This window comes from Tindallia texcoconensis, from assembly GCF_055383815.1.
On the sequence record NZ_AP042431.1, the window covers coordinates 1169086 to 1187612 of the forward strand.

At 45.0% G+C, this 18527-nt stretch carries 20 protein-coding genes; 19 read left to right on the forward strand and 1 reads right to left on the reverse strand.

What is annotated here, in order from left to right; all coding sequences use genetic code 11:
- Positions 1-32: 32 nt before the first annotated feature.
- The gene (locus ACZ47N_RS05425; protein WP_464888116.1) at positions 33-728 is read right to left on the reverse strand and encodes a cyclase family protein; all 696 of its coding nucleotides are present in this window, start codon (positions 726-728) and stop codon (positions 33-35) included.
- A gap of 265 nt (positions 729-993) precedes the next feature.
- Between ACZ47N_RS05425 and ftcD the strand changes: the two genes are divergently transcribed.
- The 19 genes from ftcD to ade all read left to right on the forward strand — a co-directional run bounded on the left by ftcD (position 994) and on the right by ade (position 18526).
- Positions 994-1902 (forward strand): glutamate formimidoyltransferase, encoded by a 909-nt coding sequence (ftcD, locus tag ACZ47N_RS05430; RefSeq protein WP_464888117.1) that lies wholly within the window; start codon positions 994-996, stop codon positions 1900-1902.
- A 54-nt stretch (positions 1903-1956) separates the two neighbouring features.
- Positions 1957-3405: a dihydroorotase gene (locus ACZ47N_RS05435; protein ID WP_464888118.1), complete on the forward strand. Its 1449-nt coding sequence runs from the start codon at positions 1957-1959 to the stop codon at positions 3403-3405.
- A 45-nt stretch (positions 3406-3450) separates the two neighbouring features.
- Positions 3451-4053 (forward strand): cysteine hydrolase family protein, encoded by a 603-nt coding sequence (locus ACZ47N_RS05440; RefSeq protein WP_464888119.1) that lies wholly within the window; start codon positions 3451-3453, stop codon positions 4051-4053.
- A gap of 2 nt (positions 4054-4055) precedes the next feature.
- Positions 4056-4613: a UbiX family flavin prenyltransferase gene (locus tag ACZ47N_RS05445; protein WP_464888120.1), complete on the forward strand. Its 558-nt coding sequence runs from the start codon at positions 4056-4058 to the stop codon at positions 4611-4613.
- 34 nt (positions 4614-4647) lie between these two features.
- Entirely contained in the window at positions 4648-6000 is a 1353-nt protein-coding gene (locus ACZ47N_RS05450; protein WP_464888121.1) for a UbiD family decarboxylase, read from the forward strand.
- 22 nt (positions 6001-6022) lie between these two features.
- A complete protein-coding gene (locus ACZ47N_RS05455) occupies positions 6023-6295 on the forward strand; it encodes a BMC domain-containing protein (RefSeq protein ID WP_464888122.1) in 273 nt (90 codons plus the stop codon).
- 3 nt (positions 6296-6298) lie between these two features.
- On the forward strand, positions 6299-6580 hold the full coding sequence (locus ACZ47N_RS05460; protein WP_464888123.1) for a hypothetical protein: 282 nt from the start codon (positions 6299-6301) through the stop codon (positions 6578-6580).
- The gene (locus tag ACZ47N_RS05465; protein WP_464888124.1) at positions 6577-6927 is read left to right on the forward strand and encodes a BMC domain-containing protein; all 351 of its coding nucleotides are present in this window, start codon (positions 6577-6579) and stop codon (positions 6925-6927) included. Before ACZ47N_RS05460 ends, ACZ47N_RS05465 begins: the two co-directional genes overlap by 4 nt.
- Positions 6924-7202, forward strand: a complete 279-nt coding sequence (locus tag ACZ47N_RS05470) for a BMC domain-containing protein (protein WP_464888125.1) — start codon at positions 6924-6926, stop codon at positions 7200-7202. Before ACZ47N_RS05465 ends, ACZ47N_RS05470 begins: the two co-directional genes overlap by 4 nt.
- 44 nt (positions 7203-7246) lie before the next feature.
- Complete coding sequence (locus ACZ47N_RS05475) at positions 7247-8014, forward strand: hypothetical protein (RefSeq protein WP_464888126.1); 768 nt, start codon at positions 7247-7249, stop codon at positions 8012-8014.
- Positions 8015-8037: 23 nt separating this feature from the next.
- The gene (locus tag ACZ47N_RS05480; RefSeq protein ID WP_464888127.1) at positions 8038-8316 is read left to right on the forward strand and encodes a EutN/CcmL family microcompartment protein; all 279 of its coding nucleotides are present in this window, start codon (positions 8038-8040) and stop codon (positions 8314-8316) included.
- Positions 8317-8367: 51 nt separating this feature from the next.
- A complete protein-coding gene (locus ACZ47N_RS05485) occupies positions 8368-10182 on the forward strand; it encodes an adenine deaminase (protein ID WP_464888128.1) in 1815 nt (604 codons plus the stop codon).
- Positions 10183-10367: 185 nt separating this feature from the next.
- Positions 10368-11687 (forward strand): NCS2 family permease, encoded by a 1320-nt coding sequence (locus ACZ47N_RS05490; RefSeq protein WP_464888129.1) that lies wholly within the window; start codon positions 10368-10370, stop codon positions 11685-11687.
- A gap of 117 nt (positions 11688-11804) precedes the next feature.
- A complete protein-coding gene (locus ACZ47N_RS05495; protein ID WP_464888130.1) occupies positions 11805-13142 on the forward strand; it encodes a 5'-deoxyadenosine deaminase in 1338 nt (445 codons plus the stop codon).
- A gap of 26 nt (positions 13143-13168) precedes the next feature.
- Positions 13169-14044, forward strand: a complete 876-nt coding sequence (locus ACZ47N_RS05500) for an FAD binding domain-containing protein (RefSeq protein ID WP_464888131.1) — start codon at positions 13169-13171, stop codon at positions 14042-14044.
- Positions 14041-14550 carry a (2Fe-2S)-binding protein gene (locus ACZ47N_RS05505; protein ID WP_464888132.1) on the forward strand — a complete coding sequence of 170 codons (510 nt, stop codon included), beginning with the start codon at positions 14041-14043 and terminating at the stop codon, positions 14548-14550. Before ACZ47N_RS05500 ends, ACZ47N_RS05505 begins: the two co-directional genes overlap by 4 nt.
- Positions 14522-15784 carry a xanthine dehydrogenase family protein molybdopterin-binding subunit gene (locus ACZ47N_RS05510; RefSeq protein WP_464888133.1) on the forward strand — a complete coding sequence of 421 codons (1263 nt, stop codon included), beginning with the start codon at positions 14522-14524 and terminating at the stop codon, positions 15782-15784. Before ACZ47N_RS05505 ends, ACZ47N_RS05510 begins: the two co-directional genes overlap by 29 nt.
- Positions 15781-16794 carry a xanthine dehydrogenase family protein molybdopterin-binding subunit gene (locus ACZ47N_RS05515; protein ID WP_464888134.1) on the forward strand — a complete coding sequence of 338 codons (1014 nt, stop codon included), beginning with the start codon at positions 15781-15783 and terminating at the stop codon, positions 16792-16794. Before ACZ47N_RS05510 ends, ACZ47N_RS05515 begins: the two co-directional genes overlap by 4 nt.
- Entirely contained in the window at positions 16778-18526 is a 1749-nt protein-coding gene (gene ade, locus ACZ47N_RS05520) for an adenine deaminase (RefSeq protein WP_464888135.1), read from the forward strand. Before ACZ47N_RS05515 ends, ade begins: the two co-directional genes overlap by 17 nt.
- Position 18527 lies beyond the last annotated feature (1 nt).

An 18527-nucleotide genomic window follows, 5' to 3' on the forward strand; every position in this document is an offset into this window, starting at 1 on the left:
CCCCCATCAAAATCCTTGAAGGGGGGCTTTTTTTATACTTCTTCAATAAGGGCTACGGCGCGAATCGGGGATCCAGAACCTCCTCGAATCCGAAGAGGAAGTCCCATATACAAAAACCGTCGATTCACCACCAAATGAAGGTTGCAAAGATTTTCTGTATTGGTAATATCATACTCCCCGCAAATAAGATGTCCTGAAAAATCCGTATCTTCTGGGTGATCAATGGCTGGTGCATCCACGCCAATATTGACAACTCCCTGATCTGCCAACCATTTAGCCCCCTCATAGCTGAGACCACTATAGGTGGTTTGCCAATGCTCTGTATCAAAGTACCGATCAAAATGACCTGTATACATCAACACAATATCTCCTTTTTCAATGGACTGGCCAGATTTTTTTAGGGCATTCCGTAGCTCTGTAGGACCAATGCGTTGTTGAGGGGTAATATGGGTTAAATCAATGCAAATAGCACTCCCCCAGAAATGAGTTAAGGGCATTTTATCAATGGTTTCTCCTTCTGGTTTATACTCCCAAACCGCATCTGAATGGGTGCCTCCATGCTCACTGATCAGTAGGTTTCGTGCGGAAAATCCCAGGGTTTTACTCCCTGTTTTCTGCTGATTTTCCTCGTGGGTCATATTCGTCATAATAAAGGTAGGTTGATGCATGGGAAATACGGACATGCCTTCAAATATTTCCTGAGATAAATCGATGAGCTTCAGGGCCATGATAAATCCTCCTTCTCCTTTTGAACCTTATAGTGGATGTTTGATGCCAGTATATATGAAAAACACAAGCGTTGACAAGGCAAAGACAGCAAGACAGCCCAAGATTTATGAATACTCCACAAAGCAGCTCTGTTTTAGCCAGGCTATAAACTGAAAACTTTGTTACTTAACAATGAAAGAATTATTCAGAATCAAAGGAAAAGTAAGATATAATGAGAAGTAAGCAACAGAATCATTAAAGGATGAATGAAAAGGAGGCGTGTTTATGTCTACAGAAACTCAGTATGTGCTGGCAGTGCCAAATTTCAGTGAAGGTCGACGAAAGCAAGTCATCGATGCCATTGCCGCACCGCTTAAAGATCGCAAAGGGGTCACCTTGGTTAGCGTAGAACCAGAGCATGATTTCAACCGAAGTGTTATTACCGTCATTGGTGAACCAGAGCCATTGAAAAAAGCCTTGTTGGAGATGGCAGGCAAAAGCTATGAGCTCATCGATATGGAAGAACAGCAAGGAAGCCATCCTCGCATCGGAGCACAGGACACTATCCCTTTGTTTCCTTTTAAGAATATTAGCCTAGAAGAATGTACCCAATTGGCCGAGTCTATCGGAAAGGAACTCTACGATCGCTACGAAGTTCCTGTGTTTTTTTCCGGACAAAATGCTCGGAATGAAGAAAGAAAAGCATTGTCTTTCATTCGAAAAGGACAGTACGAAGGCTTAAAAGAAGTGGCCCACACAGACGACCGAAAACCCGACATCGGACCAGCGGCGCTTCATCCTACTGCAGGTGCCACCATTGTCAGCGCTGATACCGAAGGCTTAACGGCTTACAATGTATTCTTAGCCACGGAAGATGTATCCATTGCCAAATCCATTGCTAAAGGTGTCCGAGGTCCTAGTGGCGGTTTTTCCACGGTTCGCGCCGTAGGTATTAAGTTCCCAGATCATTCTGGCGTAGTAGTGTCCATGAACATGTTCGACTGCAGTGCTACTCCTTTATATCGAGCTTTTAATTTTGTTAAACAGGAAGCCGCTCGATACGGTATTGCTGTTACTGGCTCAGAGTTGGTAGGGCCTATCAAACTAGACCATGTGCTCAACTGTTTTGAATATGCTTTGGGACTGGAAGGATTTAACAAAGAACAAATTTTAGAAACCCATTTAATGAAATAATAACCATCTAAATGTCCAAGAATCTAAAAGCAATGAATAGGAGGGAATACACCCATGAAAGTAGATTTAGTTGTAAAAAATGCCCTGATTCCTCAAGGAGACGACACGGTCTTAACCAATATTCTAGTCACGGATGAAAAAATTGCCGGTTTTGTTTCGGATCTTGAAGGAGTTTCTTATGAAAGGGAAATCGATGCCAAGGGCCATCTAACCTTGCCGGGTTGTTTTGATTCTCATACCCATTTCATGGATCCAGGCTTTGAACACCGAGAAAACTTTTTAACAGGTACTTCTTCTGCCGCCGCTGGTGGACTGACAACTATCATGGATATGCCTTGTTGCTCCAAGCCGTCTGTGCGAAGCATTCCAGAATTAGAGAGCAAGCTGAACCGCATTAAAGATAAGGCCGTTATCGATTTTGCTTTCTGGGGCGGTGTTACCGGAGAAGATATTCGAAATGGCGATTATCACGTGGTTCAAGAACAAGCCGATTATGGCGTATGCGCCTTTAAGGTATATATGACACCTTCTGTCCCTACCTATGAACGAGTGACCGACCCAGAAATGCTAGAAGCCTTTCGGCTGGTGGCAAAAACAGGTTTAGTGGTAGGGATTCATGCCGAAAATTTTGCCATGTGTGACTTTTATGTAAAAAAATTCCAAGCCGAAGGCCGTACAGATGGACCTGCCTGGGCAGAAGCACGATTGGAATTAGCAGAAAAAGCCGCCATTCAATTGGGAATCAGCTTTGCCGAAGAAACTGGTGCTCGGCTTCACATTGTTCATATGAGTACTGGTATTGGAGCCAAATTAGTTGGTGCTGCCAAGCAAAAGGGCTTGGACGTTACTTCCGAAGCTTGCCCTCACTACCTGATGTTGAATTACCAAGATGCTATGACAGAACATAAGCAGTTTGCTAAGATTGCACCTCCACTTCGTACAAAGAAAGATAACGAAGAGTTATGGGAAGGCCTCCGAAACGGTAGTGTTGACTTTATGGGAACCGACCATGCGCCTTACGAAATTGCAACTGAAAAAGAAGGCATTGTAGATGGCGTTGCCTTGGATATTTGGAATTCCTTCCCCGGCATTCCTGGCGTTGAAACCCTCGTACCCATTATGGTCAGCGAAGGATACTTGAAAGGCCGCCTGAGCCTTAGCCGATTAGTAGAAGTATTAAGCACCAATGCGGCAAAACAATATGGTTTATACCCGAAAAAAGGGGCTATGCATATTGGATCAGATGCTGATTTTACCATCATTGATTTGGAAAAGGAATGGACTATCGACCAAGAAGAGACCTACTCCATGGCAAAATACAATCCGCTACACGGCATTACACTAAAAGGAAAGCCCTACAAAACCGTTGTTCGTGGCAATACGGTCTATGAAGATGGCAAAGGGATTGTTGGCAAACCTGGCTATGGTCAATTCGTGAAACGCCAGAATATCCAAAAATTATCCAGAACCATTCATTTTAGCGGCACAGACTTTAGACCTTAAAGCCTAAAAATTTATACACTGGTTCCACAAAAAGGAGGAATAATCATGCCAAGACATGCGATTTTGGTGATTGATATGTTGAATGATTTTGTAGGAGAGAAAGCACCTCTTCGATGCCCCGGCGGCGATGATATTATCCAACCGCTACAAAAACTCTTTGACTGGGTACGAAAACGTTCAGATGATGATATTCATTTGGTTCATATTCAGGAAGCTCACCGCAAGCACGATGCAGATTTTCGGGTTCGCCCAGTTCATGCCGTTGACGGCACCTGGGGATCCGACTTTATTCCAGCTCTATATCCAGAAGGCGATGAGTACATTGTTAAGAAAAGACGTCACAGTGGCTTTGCCCATACAGATTTAGATCTTTATTTAAAAGAAGAAAATATTGATACAGTAGTGGTTACAGGAGTTTGGACCAACGTATGCGTTCGAAGCACGGCTACAGATGCTTTAGCCAATGCATACAAAGTGATTACCCTCAGCGATGGGTGTGCCTCTAAAACCGAAGCTATGCATGAACACGGATTGGTAGACCTTAGCATTTTCACTAAAGTGATGACCATTGATGCGTATATCGAAGCTTGGAATCAAGGGGAAGATCCTTGGGTTGGCGGAGGCGACGCAGAAAACAAGGTGGAGTAACTATGAAAATTATTGTTGGAATTTCAGGAGGAAGCGGTGCCATCTACGGGGTGGCACTGCTACAAGCCTTACAACAGTTGGGAGTAGAAACCCACTTAGTCGTTTCAAAAATGGGCGCTTATGTGTTGAATCATGAGTGTGGCATGGACATGAAAGAACTGGAAAAAATGGCTACGGTTCGCTATGAATCCTGGGATTTAGCCGCTGCTATTTCCAGCGGTTCTTTCAAAACCCATGGAATGGTCATTGCACCTTGTTCTATGAGAACCTTGGCAGCTGTTGCCAACGGCCTATCTGACAATCTGGTAACCCGTGCTGCGGATGTGGTTTTGAAGGAGCAGCGCAAACTGGTATTGCTGGCCCGTGAAACTCCTCTTAGTGTCATTCATCTGGAAAACATGTTAAAATTAGCTAAGATGGGGGCTGTGGTAATGCCCGCCGCCCCAGGATTTTATCATCATCCAGAAACCTTAGAAGATATTGTTGCCATAATGGTGGGTAGAACCCTGGATCAATTAGGCATCGATCACCAGCTAAGCACCCCGTGGAGTGGAAATTAAATCCTTTACGCCAACAGAAGAAAGGAGGAGGTGCATGGAAAAGCAGATGCTTCGCGGAACCTTGGAAGCCTTTAGACACCGTAAGGAACTCAAAGTATGTAGCAAAGAAGTAGATCTACTCTACGAACTGGGAGCCGTCTTAAAACACTATAAAAATGAAGTTCCTATTCTTTTCGAAAAAGTAAAAGGACATAAAATGCCAGTTGCCGGCGCACTTTTTGGCGAGAGGCAAGCCTATTATGATCAAATGAAGATGACCGCCAACAATCGCTTATACAAAATGATGGCGGCTGTAGCCAATCCCCAACCTGTACGCTACGTTACAAATGCACCTGTCAAAGAAAAAATTGTTACTAGCGGCATCCATCTGGAAAAAATGTTTCCCATTCCAAAGTTTCATGAACAGGATTCTTCCACTTATATAACCTCTGGCATCGTTGCTCTGAAGGATCCTTCTACGGGTAAAACACATCTGTCTGTACGACGACTTCAAGTAAATGGGCCTAAGGAAGTCAGTGTTTTAGTGGCTTCCCCTTTAGCCAGACAACAATATGCCCAATTAGAAGCCGAAAACAAACCTTTAGAAATTGCTATTATTCTTGGCTACGATCACAGCCTGCTTTTAGCTTCTCAAATCAGCAGCCAACTCTATGGCGTTGATAAATATGAAGTAGATAGTGCTTTGCGTGGTGAAGCTTTAGAGTTGGTTCAATGCCACCAAATCGATCTGGCAGTCCCTGCCCATGCAGAAATTGTGCTGGAAGGAGTCATGCCACCAGGAAAAAGAAAGCCAGAGGGACCCTTTGGAGAGCTGATGGGTTATTATGGTGGAGTGGGAGATCATCCCATTGCAGAAATAAAGACCGTGCTGCACCGAAAAGATCCGATTTTTCAAACGGCATTTCCCTGCCGTGAAGAACATCTTTCCAACGGTCTTATCCGGGAAATGGAGCTCTACCAAGCTGTTAACAACGTCGCTGATGTATCAGATGTAAACGTCACCATTGCTGGCGGCTGTCGTTTTCACGCAGTGGTTGCCTTGAAAAACCCAGCTCCAGGACACGGGAAGTCCGCTATTTTGGCGGCTTTAGGTTCTAACAAAGATTTAAAACAGGTTACTATTGTAGACGATGACATTAATATTTATGACCCCTCAGATGTAGAACTGGCCGTTGCCACACGGTTTCAAGCCTCAAAGGATCTGGTGGTAATTCCAGACGCCATTGGGTCTGGCCTTGATCCTTCTAATGGAATCCGGGGCGTCACGGACAAGATGGGAATGGATGCTACTACCCCAGCAGGAGAGATGCGCCAAAAGTTTCATCGGGCGATAATTCCTGGCTACGATGCTCTTGATATAAACCAATATTTCCCAGAAGAACAGTAACATAAGGATGGAGATGGTGTACATGCAAGCCCTAGGCTTTGTAGAAACCAGAAGTTTAGTAGCCGCACTTAAAGCAGCCGATGCCATGTCAAAAGCGGCGGATGTCCGAATCGCTGATTTTAACCGAGTAGGTTCCGGCATCATCGCCGTGATTGTAGAGGGTGAAGTCGCAGCTGTCACCTCCGCTGTAGATCATGGAAAAGCCGAGGCGGAAAAAATCGCAGAAATCATTTCATGGAAAGTCTTAGCCCGCCCACATGAAGAGGTAGCCAATCTGATGGAGCAGGAGGAATAACCCATGGCAAATCCATTAATGCAACAAGTATTGCGCAATATCGCTGAAAAAGCAGGCCATCCTGTGGCTTCTAACCCTTCTGAAAACAAGGTTTCTCCTATACGTCAGGAAACAGAACTGCGATTAGAGCCACACCAAAAAATAGCCTTGACAGAACTCATTCAAAAACATCAACCAAGGGATTCCGACCATGGAAATGGATCCCAGCCAAAACCAAAGGCCACCACTGGTAAGCAGATGGTAAGTCTGTCGGCTTTGGCTGAGCAAAGGAGGAACCGACCATGAGTGGAGCCTTAGGAATGATTGAAGCCATTGGATTAACTTCTGCTATGACTGCCGTTGACGCAGCCTGTAAAGCAGCAGATATTCAATTGGTCGGCCAGGAAAAAGTGATTGGTGCTGGTGGATCCATTACGATTACGGTCTATTTTACCGGCGAAGTAGCCGCTATTCAGTCTGGAGTCGAAGCCGGTGTGAAAGCAGCAGAAATTTCTGGTCGTGTATTATCTTATCGAGTGATTCCTCGACCAGATGAAGATGTGATGAATAAACTGATTCGCATCAAGAAAAAAGTCCATCAAAAAACAAGGTCAAAGGATCCTAAGGGTCCAGAAAAGGAGGCAAAAAAATGAGTCAAGCATTAGGATTAGTGGAAACAAAAGGACTAGTAGGAGCCATAGAGGCTGGAGATGCCATGGTAAAGGCTGCCAGCGTTACCATTGAAAGCATCGAAAAAATCGGATTTGGACTCGTAACAGTAATGGTCCGAGGCGATGTAGGGGCTGTCAAAGCCGCAACAGACGCAGGTGCAGAAGCTGCCAGAGCCGTTGGCGAACTTCATTCTGTCCACGTAATCCCACGACCTCATTCAGAGGTGGAACGAGTACTCCTTAAGAAGAGCGAATAACACTTCCCCTTAAGGGTGAATGGCTTAATCAGGAGGGATTATGAATGAACCAACGAAGCCAGACCCAAAAAATTTTAACCCATTTATCTGGTGGAATCGGTGGATTGGCTGGTGGGCATAGCTCAGTAAAAAAGCCTTTTTCTAAGGAAAGAGACGATTTTTCTAAAGGTGTTCTAGTCACCTTCGCCGCCAATCCTCAACCTATGAAACAAACCCTTGAAACCCTAAGATCATGGAAAAAAACAGGTTGTAGCTTTGACATTGCATTTTCTGCTAATGCTGAAGCCTTAACCAACACAACTGAAATCTTGAAGCTCCTACAACCCATCCGCCAAGTTTCACGGAATATCCAAGCATTAAAGGATTATCGGATAGAGGATTTATCCGCGATTGTAGCTCTGAACATGACCCATAATTCTGCCAGCAAACTATCTCAGGGCATACAGGATGGCTTAATTCCTATTCTTCTTTGGCATGGGCTTTGGAAGGGCATTCCTGTCTATATGGACTTTTCCGCCTTAAGAACTTACCACGGAGAACCTACTGCCAATCCAGCTTTACGTCATATGACAGAGGCTTCGATTCATCAATTGAAAACCATGGGTGTCATGGATCTCAATACAGATCAACAACCCCAGAACAACGGATTCACCAGTACACAAAAACCCTTGAATTCAAAGGTGTGGACAGAAAAAGACGTATTGGCCATGCCTTCAGGTTCTACGGTAGAAGTTGGAAAAGGAACCATCCTTACGGCCTTAGCTAGGGAAGCTGCTAAAGCCAAATCCATCACGTTGCAACACCTTAAATAAACCCAGGATAAGGAGAGAAGATCATGCGGATTGGAGAAGTGATTGGCACTATTACCGCCACCAGAAAGGACGAACGACTCACCGGAAGCAAACTGCTTTTGACCCAGCCCCTCAAAGATGGCAGCCCCTCTGGCGATCCTTTGGTAGCCGTGGACACCGTTGGTGCTGGAATTGGCGAAATCGTTCTTTTTGCCACCGGAGCTGCATCGCGTCACGCTGCCAACCAGCCGCAATCACCAATTGATGCAGCTATCGTTGGGATTATAGATACCATCGATTTGGCGGATAAACAGAAACCTTAACGGTGATCGTCATCAGATCACGACCCTTAGAAAGGAGGCGAGCCCCACTCTATGGATACCCAGCACCTTAAGCAAGCCATGGAATACCGACAATTAGTAGATACCCTGATGTCCGACTCACAGTATGCAGATCTGGTGTTGTATGGCGGAAATATTGTAAACGTATTAACCGCAGAAATCTACCCAGCATCTATTGCAATTCAAGGGAAATATATTTTAATGGTAGGCGATGCCGATGCCCTCATAGGACCAGACACGGTTACAGTGGATGTTCAAGGAAAAACCTTGATCCCTGGCATGATGGACTCTCATATGCACTTTGAAAGCAGCATGCTGACCATCACAGAATTTGCAAGGCTTTCGATTCCATCTGGAACCACTACCCTTATAGCCGACCCTCATGAAATAGGCAATGCCCTTGGTCCCGTTGGCATGAAAGCCATGGCGGATGAAGCGGCTCTGGTCCCCAACCATGTTCATCTGGTGGTACCAGCCCTCACCCCTGATTGTCCTGGACTAGAAACCGCTGGCTATGACGTGGACTCCAAGGATATGAAGGATTTACTAAACTATCCTCATGTCATAGGAATTGGTGAGTTGCAGGGCTTTAGCAATGCTGCCCATGTTTATCGCAATACCTCAGAAATTGTCACAGACTTATTAGCCTCCACGACCTATGCTAAAAGCATTGGTAAAATAGTGGATGGCAACGCTCCTGAACTCTTTGGTGCAGAACTGGCAGCCCATATCATTGTAGCTGGAGGCAGTTGCTCCTGCCATGAAACTACTACCAAAGAAGAATGTGTCGAAAAATTAAGGCAAGGGGTTTATGTCTTTATGCGAGAAGGATCTACCCAGCGCAACATGGCTCAGTGCATCCGAGCCGTGACAGAAGATGGTCTGGACTCTCGCAGATGCATTTTAGCCACGGATGATATGGTGGCAGAAGATCTTGAAAAATTAGGTCATATGAATGAAATCGTTAAGCGTACCATTGCAGAAGGCGTGGATCCTGCTGTGGCCATCCAAATGGTAACCATTAATCCAGCCAGCTACTTTGGGTTTAAAGATCGTGGTGTTCTAGCCCCAGGAACACTGGCAGATATTGCTATTATCGATGATTTAGAAAACATGTCTGTAGAGGCGGTTTTTTTACAGGGAGCCTTAGTGGCTTCTCAGGGACAACTTCTTATAGACCTGCCTGAGTACACCTATCCAGACACTGTTAAGAACTCTGTGCGACGAGAAGCCTTAGTGCCAGAAGATTTGGCGATCCGCAGTAAGCATTCAGAAGCTCGTGTTCGATGCATTGGCCTGATTCCAGATCAAAATTTATCCGATAGCTTTGAATATACCCTTAAAACCCAACAGGGCGTCGTCCTGCCAGATACTCGGCAAGATATCCTTCAAATCGCCTGTGTGGAACGCTATGGAAGAAATGGAAGCATTGGAAAAGCTTTTGTACAGGGCTTTGGATTAGAACAAGGTGCTTTTGCTGAAAGCGTAGCCCATGATACCCATAATATTATGGTCATGGGGACTTGTTTGAAAGATATGACCGCTGCTGTAAATCATGTTATTCAAATAGGCGGTGGCATTGCCGTTGCAAAAGGTGGCCGCATTATTGATGACTTACGGCTTCCCATAGGCGGCTTAATGACGGATGAAATGAATGGCCATGAAGTGAGCCGTAAGATTTCTCAAGTGGAAGCTAGCATTAAGGACCAATTAGGCTGTAAAGTCCACGCCCCTCTTATGCATCTATCCTTTTTGGCCCTATCCACCAGCCCTAAATGGAAAATTACAGATCAGGGACTCATCGATGTCATTAATTTCACGGTGCTCCCACCAGTCATTGAAGATTAAAACAAATAGGATTCTTAGCTTGTCTACTTCCTTGTTTCACCCCTACTATGGCTAAGAATCCTATATCTGTCTGTGTTATTATGGAAATTTTCTGAAGACATGCCTCCTACTCATTCCTTTAAAAGGACTATAGGGTATCGGCGGCAGTCTTTCCGTTAATGAGGAGATGAAAAAGGAGGCATATAATGAATCATAAGGAAACCACACAAGCCGGCTTTTTGGAAAAAAGATTTCAATTAAAGAAGCATAACACGGATCCAAAAACAGAAATTTTAGCAGGGATTACCACTTTTATGACCATGGCCTACATCTTAATTGTGAATCCCTTGATTCTATCCGATGCAGGCATGGATTTCGGAGCGGTTTTTACTGCCACGGCCTTATCCTCTGTAATCGCAACTTTGGTCATGGCTTTTTATGCCAATTATCCCTTTGCCCTGGCACCAGGGATGGGATTAAATGCTTTTTTTGCCTACGGCATTGTTCTTGGCATGGGATACTCATGGCAAATGGCATTAACCGCCGTCTTTATCGAAGGGATTATTTTTATTCTGTTAACCTTGTTTAATGTCCGAGAAGCTATCGTAAAAGCCATCCCTCTCAATTTAAAGCATGCTGTGTCCGTTGGGATCGGTCTGTTTATCGCTTTTATTGGCCTCAAAAATGCCGGTGTTGTAGTTCCTTACGAAAGTACCATCATTACCTTAGGGGATATGACCGCTCCTGGTTCCATTATGGCCTTGGTGGGCTTGGTGATTACAGGCGTCTTATTGGCCAAAGGAATAAGAGGTGCTTTGCTAATTGGTATTTTCGTCACCACCCTGATCGGTATCCCCTTGGGTATGACGGAACTTCCAGGTCAGATTATATCAGCTCCGCCTTCTCTTTCCCCACTGTTATTTCAATTTGATTTTTCTAGTATTTTTACCATGGATATGGTTATTATCCTTTTCACCCTTCTATTTGTGGATATGTTTGATACCTTAGGGACTTTGGTGGGCGTTGCCTCAAAGGCAAATATGTTAGATGATACTGGAAACCTACCCAAAGCCAAACAAGCATTGTTTGCAGATGCCATCGGTACCACGGCTGGTGCCTGTTTGGGAACCAGTACCGTCACCACCTACGTCGAGAGTGCTGCTGGTGTTGCTGAAGGTGGCCGAACCGGTCTTACGGCTTTATCAACGGCTTTTATGTTTGCCATCGCCCTATTGCTATCCCCTATCTTTATTATGATTCCAGGAGCTGCAACGGCCCCAGCCTTAGTAATGGTTGGACTCTTTATGATGTCTCCGATTAATAAAATCGATCTGGATGACTTCACAGAATCCGTTCCTGCTTTTTTAACCATTATCATGATGCCCTTGACTTTTAGTATTGCAGACGGTATCGTTTTTGGAATGGTTTCTTACACTGCCTTAAAAATATTCACAGGTAAAATAAAAGATGTTTCTCTTATTATGATTGTATTATCCATTCTCTTTATCATAAAGTTCGCACTCTAACCTAGTTCCATGAGATAAGAACCATTATGCCCTGAGAATTTATTGCTTCTCGGGGCATTTCCCCTTAAACCCTAGAACAGGAGCTAACACATCCCTCGTTGGAAGGAGTTATCCGTTATGAACCCACTATTAATTCAAAATGCAACAATCCTTACGATGAACCCTCAGGAAGAAATCATTCATGGTGATGTCTTGATTGAAGACAGATGCATTAAGTCCATCGGACCCACGATACAGGCTCAAGGATGTGACCTCATTGATGCCACAGATATGATTCTGATCCCTGGATTTATTCAGACTCATATTCACTTAACTCAAAGCCTATTGAGAGGACAAGCCGATGACTTAGAACTTCTTGACTGGCTTAAAAAACGGGTATGGCCTCTTGAAGGAGCTCACACCCCTACATCCAATTACATTTCAGCAAAATTAGGTATTGCCGAACTGATCAAAGGTGGCACCACCTCTATTATCGATATGGAAACGGTTCACCATACGGAGTCTGCCTTTGAAGCCATTAAAGAAACAGGCTACCGAGCCATGTCAGGAAAATGCATGATGGATTACGGCTCAGGAGTTCCCAGTTCACTGATGGAAAAGACAGAGGATTCTCTAAAAGAAAGCTTGAGACTCCTTAAAAAATGGCACGGAACTGAAAATGGACGCATCGATTATGCTTTCGCACCTCGCTTTGTTGTTTCTTGCACTGAAAAACTATTAAAAGAAGTGGGCCACATGGCAAAGGAGTACGGAGTGATGATTCATACTCACGCTTCCGAAAATCGAGGAGAGATTGAGTTGGTTCAGAAAGACCGAGGAATGAGAAATGTGTGCTACTTAAAGTCTCTGGGCCTCACTGGCCAACAACTCATCTTGGCTCACTGTATCTGGCTTGATGAAGAAGAAATGAAAATTTTGGCGGAAAGTGGCACCAGAATTTCCCATTGCCCTTCCAGCAATATGAAACTAGCCTCTGGTATTGCAAAGATTCCAGAATTATTGGAGATGGGTGCCGCTGTTTCTTTGGCCGCCGATGGCGCTCCCTGCAATAATAATATGGATATGTTTCAAGAAATGCGGCATGCAGCCCTACTTCAAAAAGCCAGAACCCTTAGCCCCACCGTCATGCCCGCAAATACCGTATTGAAAATGGCTACTCGAAACGGTGCCATGGCCATGGGAAAAGAGAAACTACTCGGCAGTATTGAAGTAGGAAAAAAAGCCGACTTAGCCTTGATCCGTCGAGACGGCCTTCACCAAACTCCCTCTCAATCCGTAGACCCGATTTCTACCTTAGTCTATTCTGCCACTGCCTCTGATGTGGATACCACCATTATTGATGGAAAAGTGATGATGAAAAACCGACAACTAACCACTATCAATGAAAAAGCCTTACGAGAAGAAGCAAACCAAGAGATTAAAGATCAAATTCAAAGAGCCGGTGTGGTGAAATAACCAAACAGGGAAAGGAGACATCTGCCGTGGTGAATCAAGTGTATCAAGCAGGTTCTGTGGATGAAGTGTTGGAATGGCTTCATCAGTACCAAGAAAAAGCCCAGCTTATTGCCGGTGGCACAGACTTAATCATCAAACTCCGACAAGGAACCGAATCTCCAGCTATCCTAATTGATATCAGTGAAATAAAGGAAACCTCTACACTGAAGGAAAAGGATCATCGAATATCCCTTGGAAGCACCGTTACTTTTACAACCATTCAACAGCATGGTTTTTTTCAAAATAGAATGAAAGCCATGGCTGAAGCGGCTCAATCCGTAGGCTCCCCACAAATACGAAATCGAGCCACGGTTGGCGGGAATATCTGCAATGCTTCAACGGCGGCAGACCTGCTGCCTCCCCTATTAGCCATGGATGCCGTAGCACTGGTTCAGTCTAAAGACCGGCCACGAATTGTGCCTCTGGAGTCCTTCTTAACCGGAAAAGAAACAACGGATTTGATGCCGACAGAAATGTTAATCAGCCTTGATTTTTCAACTCTCAGAGAGGGAGAAGGCCTTGGTTTTAGCAAACTTTCTGTTCGGAACGCCTTGGCCATTGCCCGAATCTCTGTAGCCGTTTATTTGCAATTAGATGAACATGGCCTATGTCGAAACATTCGCATTGCCAGTGGTGCTCTTGGAATCAAAGCACAACGAGAAAAAAATGTGGAGTCCCTATTAAAAAACCAAATTTTAGATGAGAGAGCCATAGAAGATGCATCAAAAGCCTTAGAAGCCAATGCGTTAGAACGATTAGCTGGAAGAAAAACATTGCCATTCAAGCGATATGCTGTACAAGGCGTCTTTCAGGAAGCCTTGGAACAGGCCAGGAATCTTTGCCTAGGGAGGAATATCAAATGAAATCTATTGCCATCACTGTTAATGGAGAAAAGCATGTTTTGTCCGTCACTGGAGAAGAGCGATTAATCGACCTGCTACGAAACCAATTGAACCTGACTGGTACCAAGGAAGGCTGCGGCGAAGGGGAATGTGGTGCCTGTACGGTAATTATGGAGGGGACCCTGGTGAATTCTTGTCTTGTCTTGGCTTTTCAAGCCCAGGACAAAGTGATTGAAACCATCGAAGGAATGACAAGACAAGACGGAAGTCTCCATCCCATCCAACAGGCTTTTTTAGACAGCGGTGCTGTCCAATGTGGATTTTGTACCCCAGGCATGGTTCTGGCGGCTAAAGCCATCTTATCCAACAACCAAAACCCCAGTGAAGCAGAAATTCGAGAAGGCATTTCTGGTAATTTATGTCGATGCACCGGCTATGAAAAAATCCTTGAAGCCATCTGTAAAGTGAGAGATCAGCTAAAGGAAGGGGGAGATCCCAATGACTTGGCACAGTGTGGGAAAAAGTGAAATCAGAGTAGACGGAAAATCTAAAGTCACCGGAAAAGCCCTGTATTCCGAAGATTTAAAAATGGAGGGGATGGTCTTTGGCCGAACCCTTCGTTCCCAACGGCCACATGCTACCTTTCAACTGTTCACGGAGAAGGCATCCACCATGCCTGGTGTTCTAAAGATATTGACGGCAAAAGATGTCCCCCACAATGCACATGGTGTATTGCTGAAGGATCACGAAGTCTTTTGCAAGGAAAAAGTTCGGCGGATCGGAGATCCCTTAGCCTTTGTCGTAGCTGAAACCGAAGAAGCTGCCACCTTGGCATTAAAGGCCATTGATGTAACCTATCAGGATTTACCTGCTGTTTTCGATCCAGAAGAAGCCCTGAAGCCAGACGCACCAAAGATTCATGAACAGGGAAATTTGGTTCACCAGTTTCACCTACACAAAGGTCATATTGAAACTGGATTTCAACAGAGCCATGCCATTGTAGAAGAAACCTATCGAACCCCTATGGTAGATCATGCTTTTTTGCAGCCAGAATCTGGTATCGCCTATATGGAAAATCAACGAATTGTCGTGTGTGCTGCCACCCAATACCCCCATTTTGATCAATTGGAAATTGCAGAAGCCTTAGATAGGCCAGTGGAAACCGTACAAGTCATCAACCCTGCCGTAGGAGGTGCCTTTGGTGGCCGAGAAGACGTCACCATGCAAATCCATTTAGCCCTTGCGGCTCAACACCTAAACCGACCTGTTAAAACCACTTATTCTCGACAAGAATCCTTTTATGCCCATAGCAAACGTCATGCCATGGTCATGCGGTTTAAAACTGGTGCCGATGAAAAAGGTCAATTGCAAGCCATGGAAGCTACCATTTATTCCGATACTGGTGCTTACGCATCTTGGGCCATCAATGTGCTCCGCAAAGCCGGTGTTCACGCTACAGGCCCCTATGTAATTCCCCATGTGAAAATCCAAGGATTTTGTGCTTACACCAACAACCCCTTCGCTGGTGCCATGCGTGGTTTTGGTGCCGCACAAATCCCCATTGCCCACGAAGGACAAATGGATGCTTTGGCCGCAGCCTTAGGCATGAGTCCTATGGAGATACGTATGAAAAATGCTTTCCGTCCTGGAGATAAAACCGCTACAGGTCAAGTTCTGACAGAAAGCGTTCCCCTTGTGGAATGTTTGGAGGCGGTTTCTGCCGCCATGGATTGGAACCCTTCACAGGAGGTGGTCAAATGAAGCGAATTGGTAAAGGCATTGGATGCACTTTTTATGGCACCGGCTATGGCAATGGATTTCCGGATGTCTCTCGGGCCATCCTTCAATTAGAAAAAAATGGAGACCTATGTATTTTTGTTGGCGCTACGGAAGTGGGCCAAGGAGCGAAAACCATTTTAAGCCAAATGGCGGCTGAAATTCTTAAACTTCCCCTCTCTTCTATTCAGTTTGTTTGCGAAGATACGGACACCACTCCTGATGCAGGAACGGCTGCTGCCAGCCGTCAAACCTACAACACAGGAAATGCGGTAAAGAGAACGGCAGAAAAACTACTTCTGAAAATGAGGACTCGGGCTGCCCAACATTGGGACATTCAGCATCCAGAAACAATTCCAGTAGGAAAAGGGAAGCTGCTACATCCTTCTTCGCCCAACCAATCCTTGTCTTATCAGGAAATTGCATGGCTACAGGGCGATGTGCTTTTGCAGGCAGAGGATGACTTTACAGCCAACACCAGTGCCATTCATCCAGAAACTGGTCAAGGCAATCCTTATTGGCCCTACACTTTCACGGTTTATGGGGTGCAGGTAGAGGTTAATACACGAACAGGAAAAGTTCGCGTTACCCATGGGGTTTGTGCTCAAGATGTGGGGAGAGCCATCAACCCTCAGCTTATCCAAGGACAAATGGAAGGTGGATTTGCTATGGGCCTAGGGTACGCATTAATGGAAGATGTGGCTTTGGATAAGGGGGTTATGAAAAACGATCGATATTCCAGTTACTTAATTCCTACGTCCATGGACCTGCCTACATTAGAAAAAATCATTGTTGAATCTCCAGAATCCTCAGCCCCGTTTGGCGCTAAAGGCATTGGAGAACCAGTGATGCTGGGAGTAGCTCCAGCCATCCTCAACGCTATTTATGATGCCACTGGTATTCGAGTCACTCAATTACCTGTAACACCAGATCGTTTATTGGTCCTGCTCAAGGAAAAAGAAGGGAAAGGAGCCACGGATGAAAAAACATCTTAAAACACGTATCTCCGTTGCCGCTGGCAGGGAACCAGCAGACTTAGTCCTGAAAAACGCTGGAATCATCAACGTCTTTACCGCTTCTATTCAAGAGGGGGATGTAGCCATCCAGGATGGTTTTATTGTTGGTATTGGAAGCTATCAAGGAAAAGAAGAAATAGATCTGGAGGGTGCTTATTTATCCCCCGGTCTTATTGACGGACATGTTCATTTAGAATCTGCCATGGTTCACCCTGCTGAGTTCGCCAAAGCGATTGTCCCAAGAGGCACCACTACTATCATTGCGGATCCCCATGAAATCGCCAATGTAGCAGGGATTAAGGGGGTGGATTTCTTACTAGATGCCTGCAAAAATCTGCCCATGACCGTCAAAATGATGCTGCCCTCCTGCGTCCCCGCCACCCATTTTGAAAATGCTGGGGCCACTCTGAAAGCTGAAGATTTAGCACCTCTCTACGACAATAAGGATGTGATTGGACTGGGAGAAATGATGGATTATCCAGGTGTCATCCAAGGAGAAGATGGAGTGATGGATAAAATCCTAGGGGCTCATGGCAAAATCATTGATGGCCATGGTCCAGAAATAAGCCAAAAATCCTTAAATGCCTACGTAGCCGCTGGTATTCAAACCGAACATGAATGCTCCACTGTCCAAGAAATGAAAGAACGCTTAGGCTTAGGTATGTATATCCTCCTTCGAGAAGGATCTGCCGCCAGGAATCTGACGACCCTAGCTAAATTCGTCAACAGAGACAATGCTCGTAGATGTTTGTTTTGCACGGATGATAAACATCCAGAAGACTTGATTCAACAAGGTCATATGGACCATAATTTGCGATTGGCGGTTCAGGCCGGCATCCCCCCCATTACAGCCATTCAAATCGCTAGCCTTAACGCTGCGGAATGCTATGAGCTAAAACACCTAGGGGCTATTGCACCAGGCTATCAGGCAGACTTAGTGGTTTTTGAAGATTTAAAGGACTTTAAGGCCAAAAAAGTGTTTTACAAAGGGAAGCTAGTGGCCTCGGAGGGCAAGCTGGAAACCAAGATTACCAGCATTCCTTCCACCGCTTTACACGGTTCTGTTCACTTACCTCCCATAAAAAGTGAGGATTTCCGACTTCCTTTAAAGTCCGATACCCTCCATGTCATTCAATTGCAACCTCACAGCCTAGTCACCCATAAGAAAATTCGTAAAGTAAGCCGCGTAGAAGGATATTTTAAACCCGATCATCGATTGGATATTCTTAAAATGGCTGTTATCGAACGGCATCACGCTACGGGAAACATAGGGATCGGTCTTGTAGAGGGCTTTGGATTAAAGGATGGCGCCATTGCTACGACCATCTGCCATGATTCCCATAATCTCATTGTTATTGGAGATGAGGATGAGTCCATGGCCTTAGCCGTAGAAACCTTAAGGCAAATGGGCGGTGGTATTGTCTTATGTCATCAGGGAACTGTTTTAAAAACCTTGGCTTTACCCATTGCTGGCCTAATTTCAGAGGAATCCATCCATAGGGTCCATCATCATTTAAACGAAATGAGTGGCATGGCTCATGAAACCCTTTCTGTCAGTCAATCCATCGATCCTTTTATGACCCTTTCTTTTCTAGCGCTTCCAGTCATTCCAGAAATCAAATTAACGGACATGGGCCTTTTTGATGTCAGCCAGTTTAGGTTTATTTCTTTAGAAGCAAAGGAAACCCAAGTAACCAAGGGGACAGAGTAAT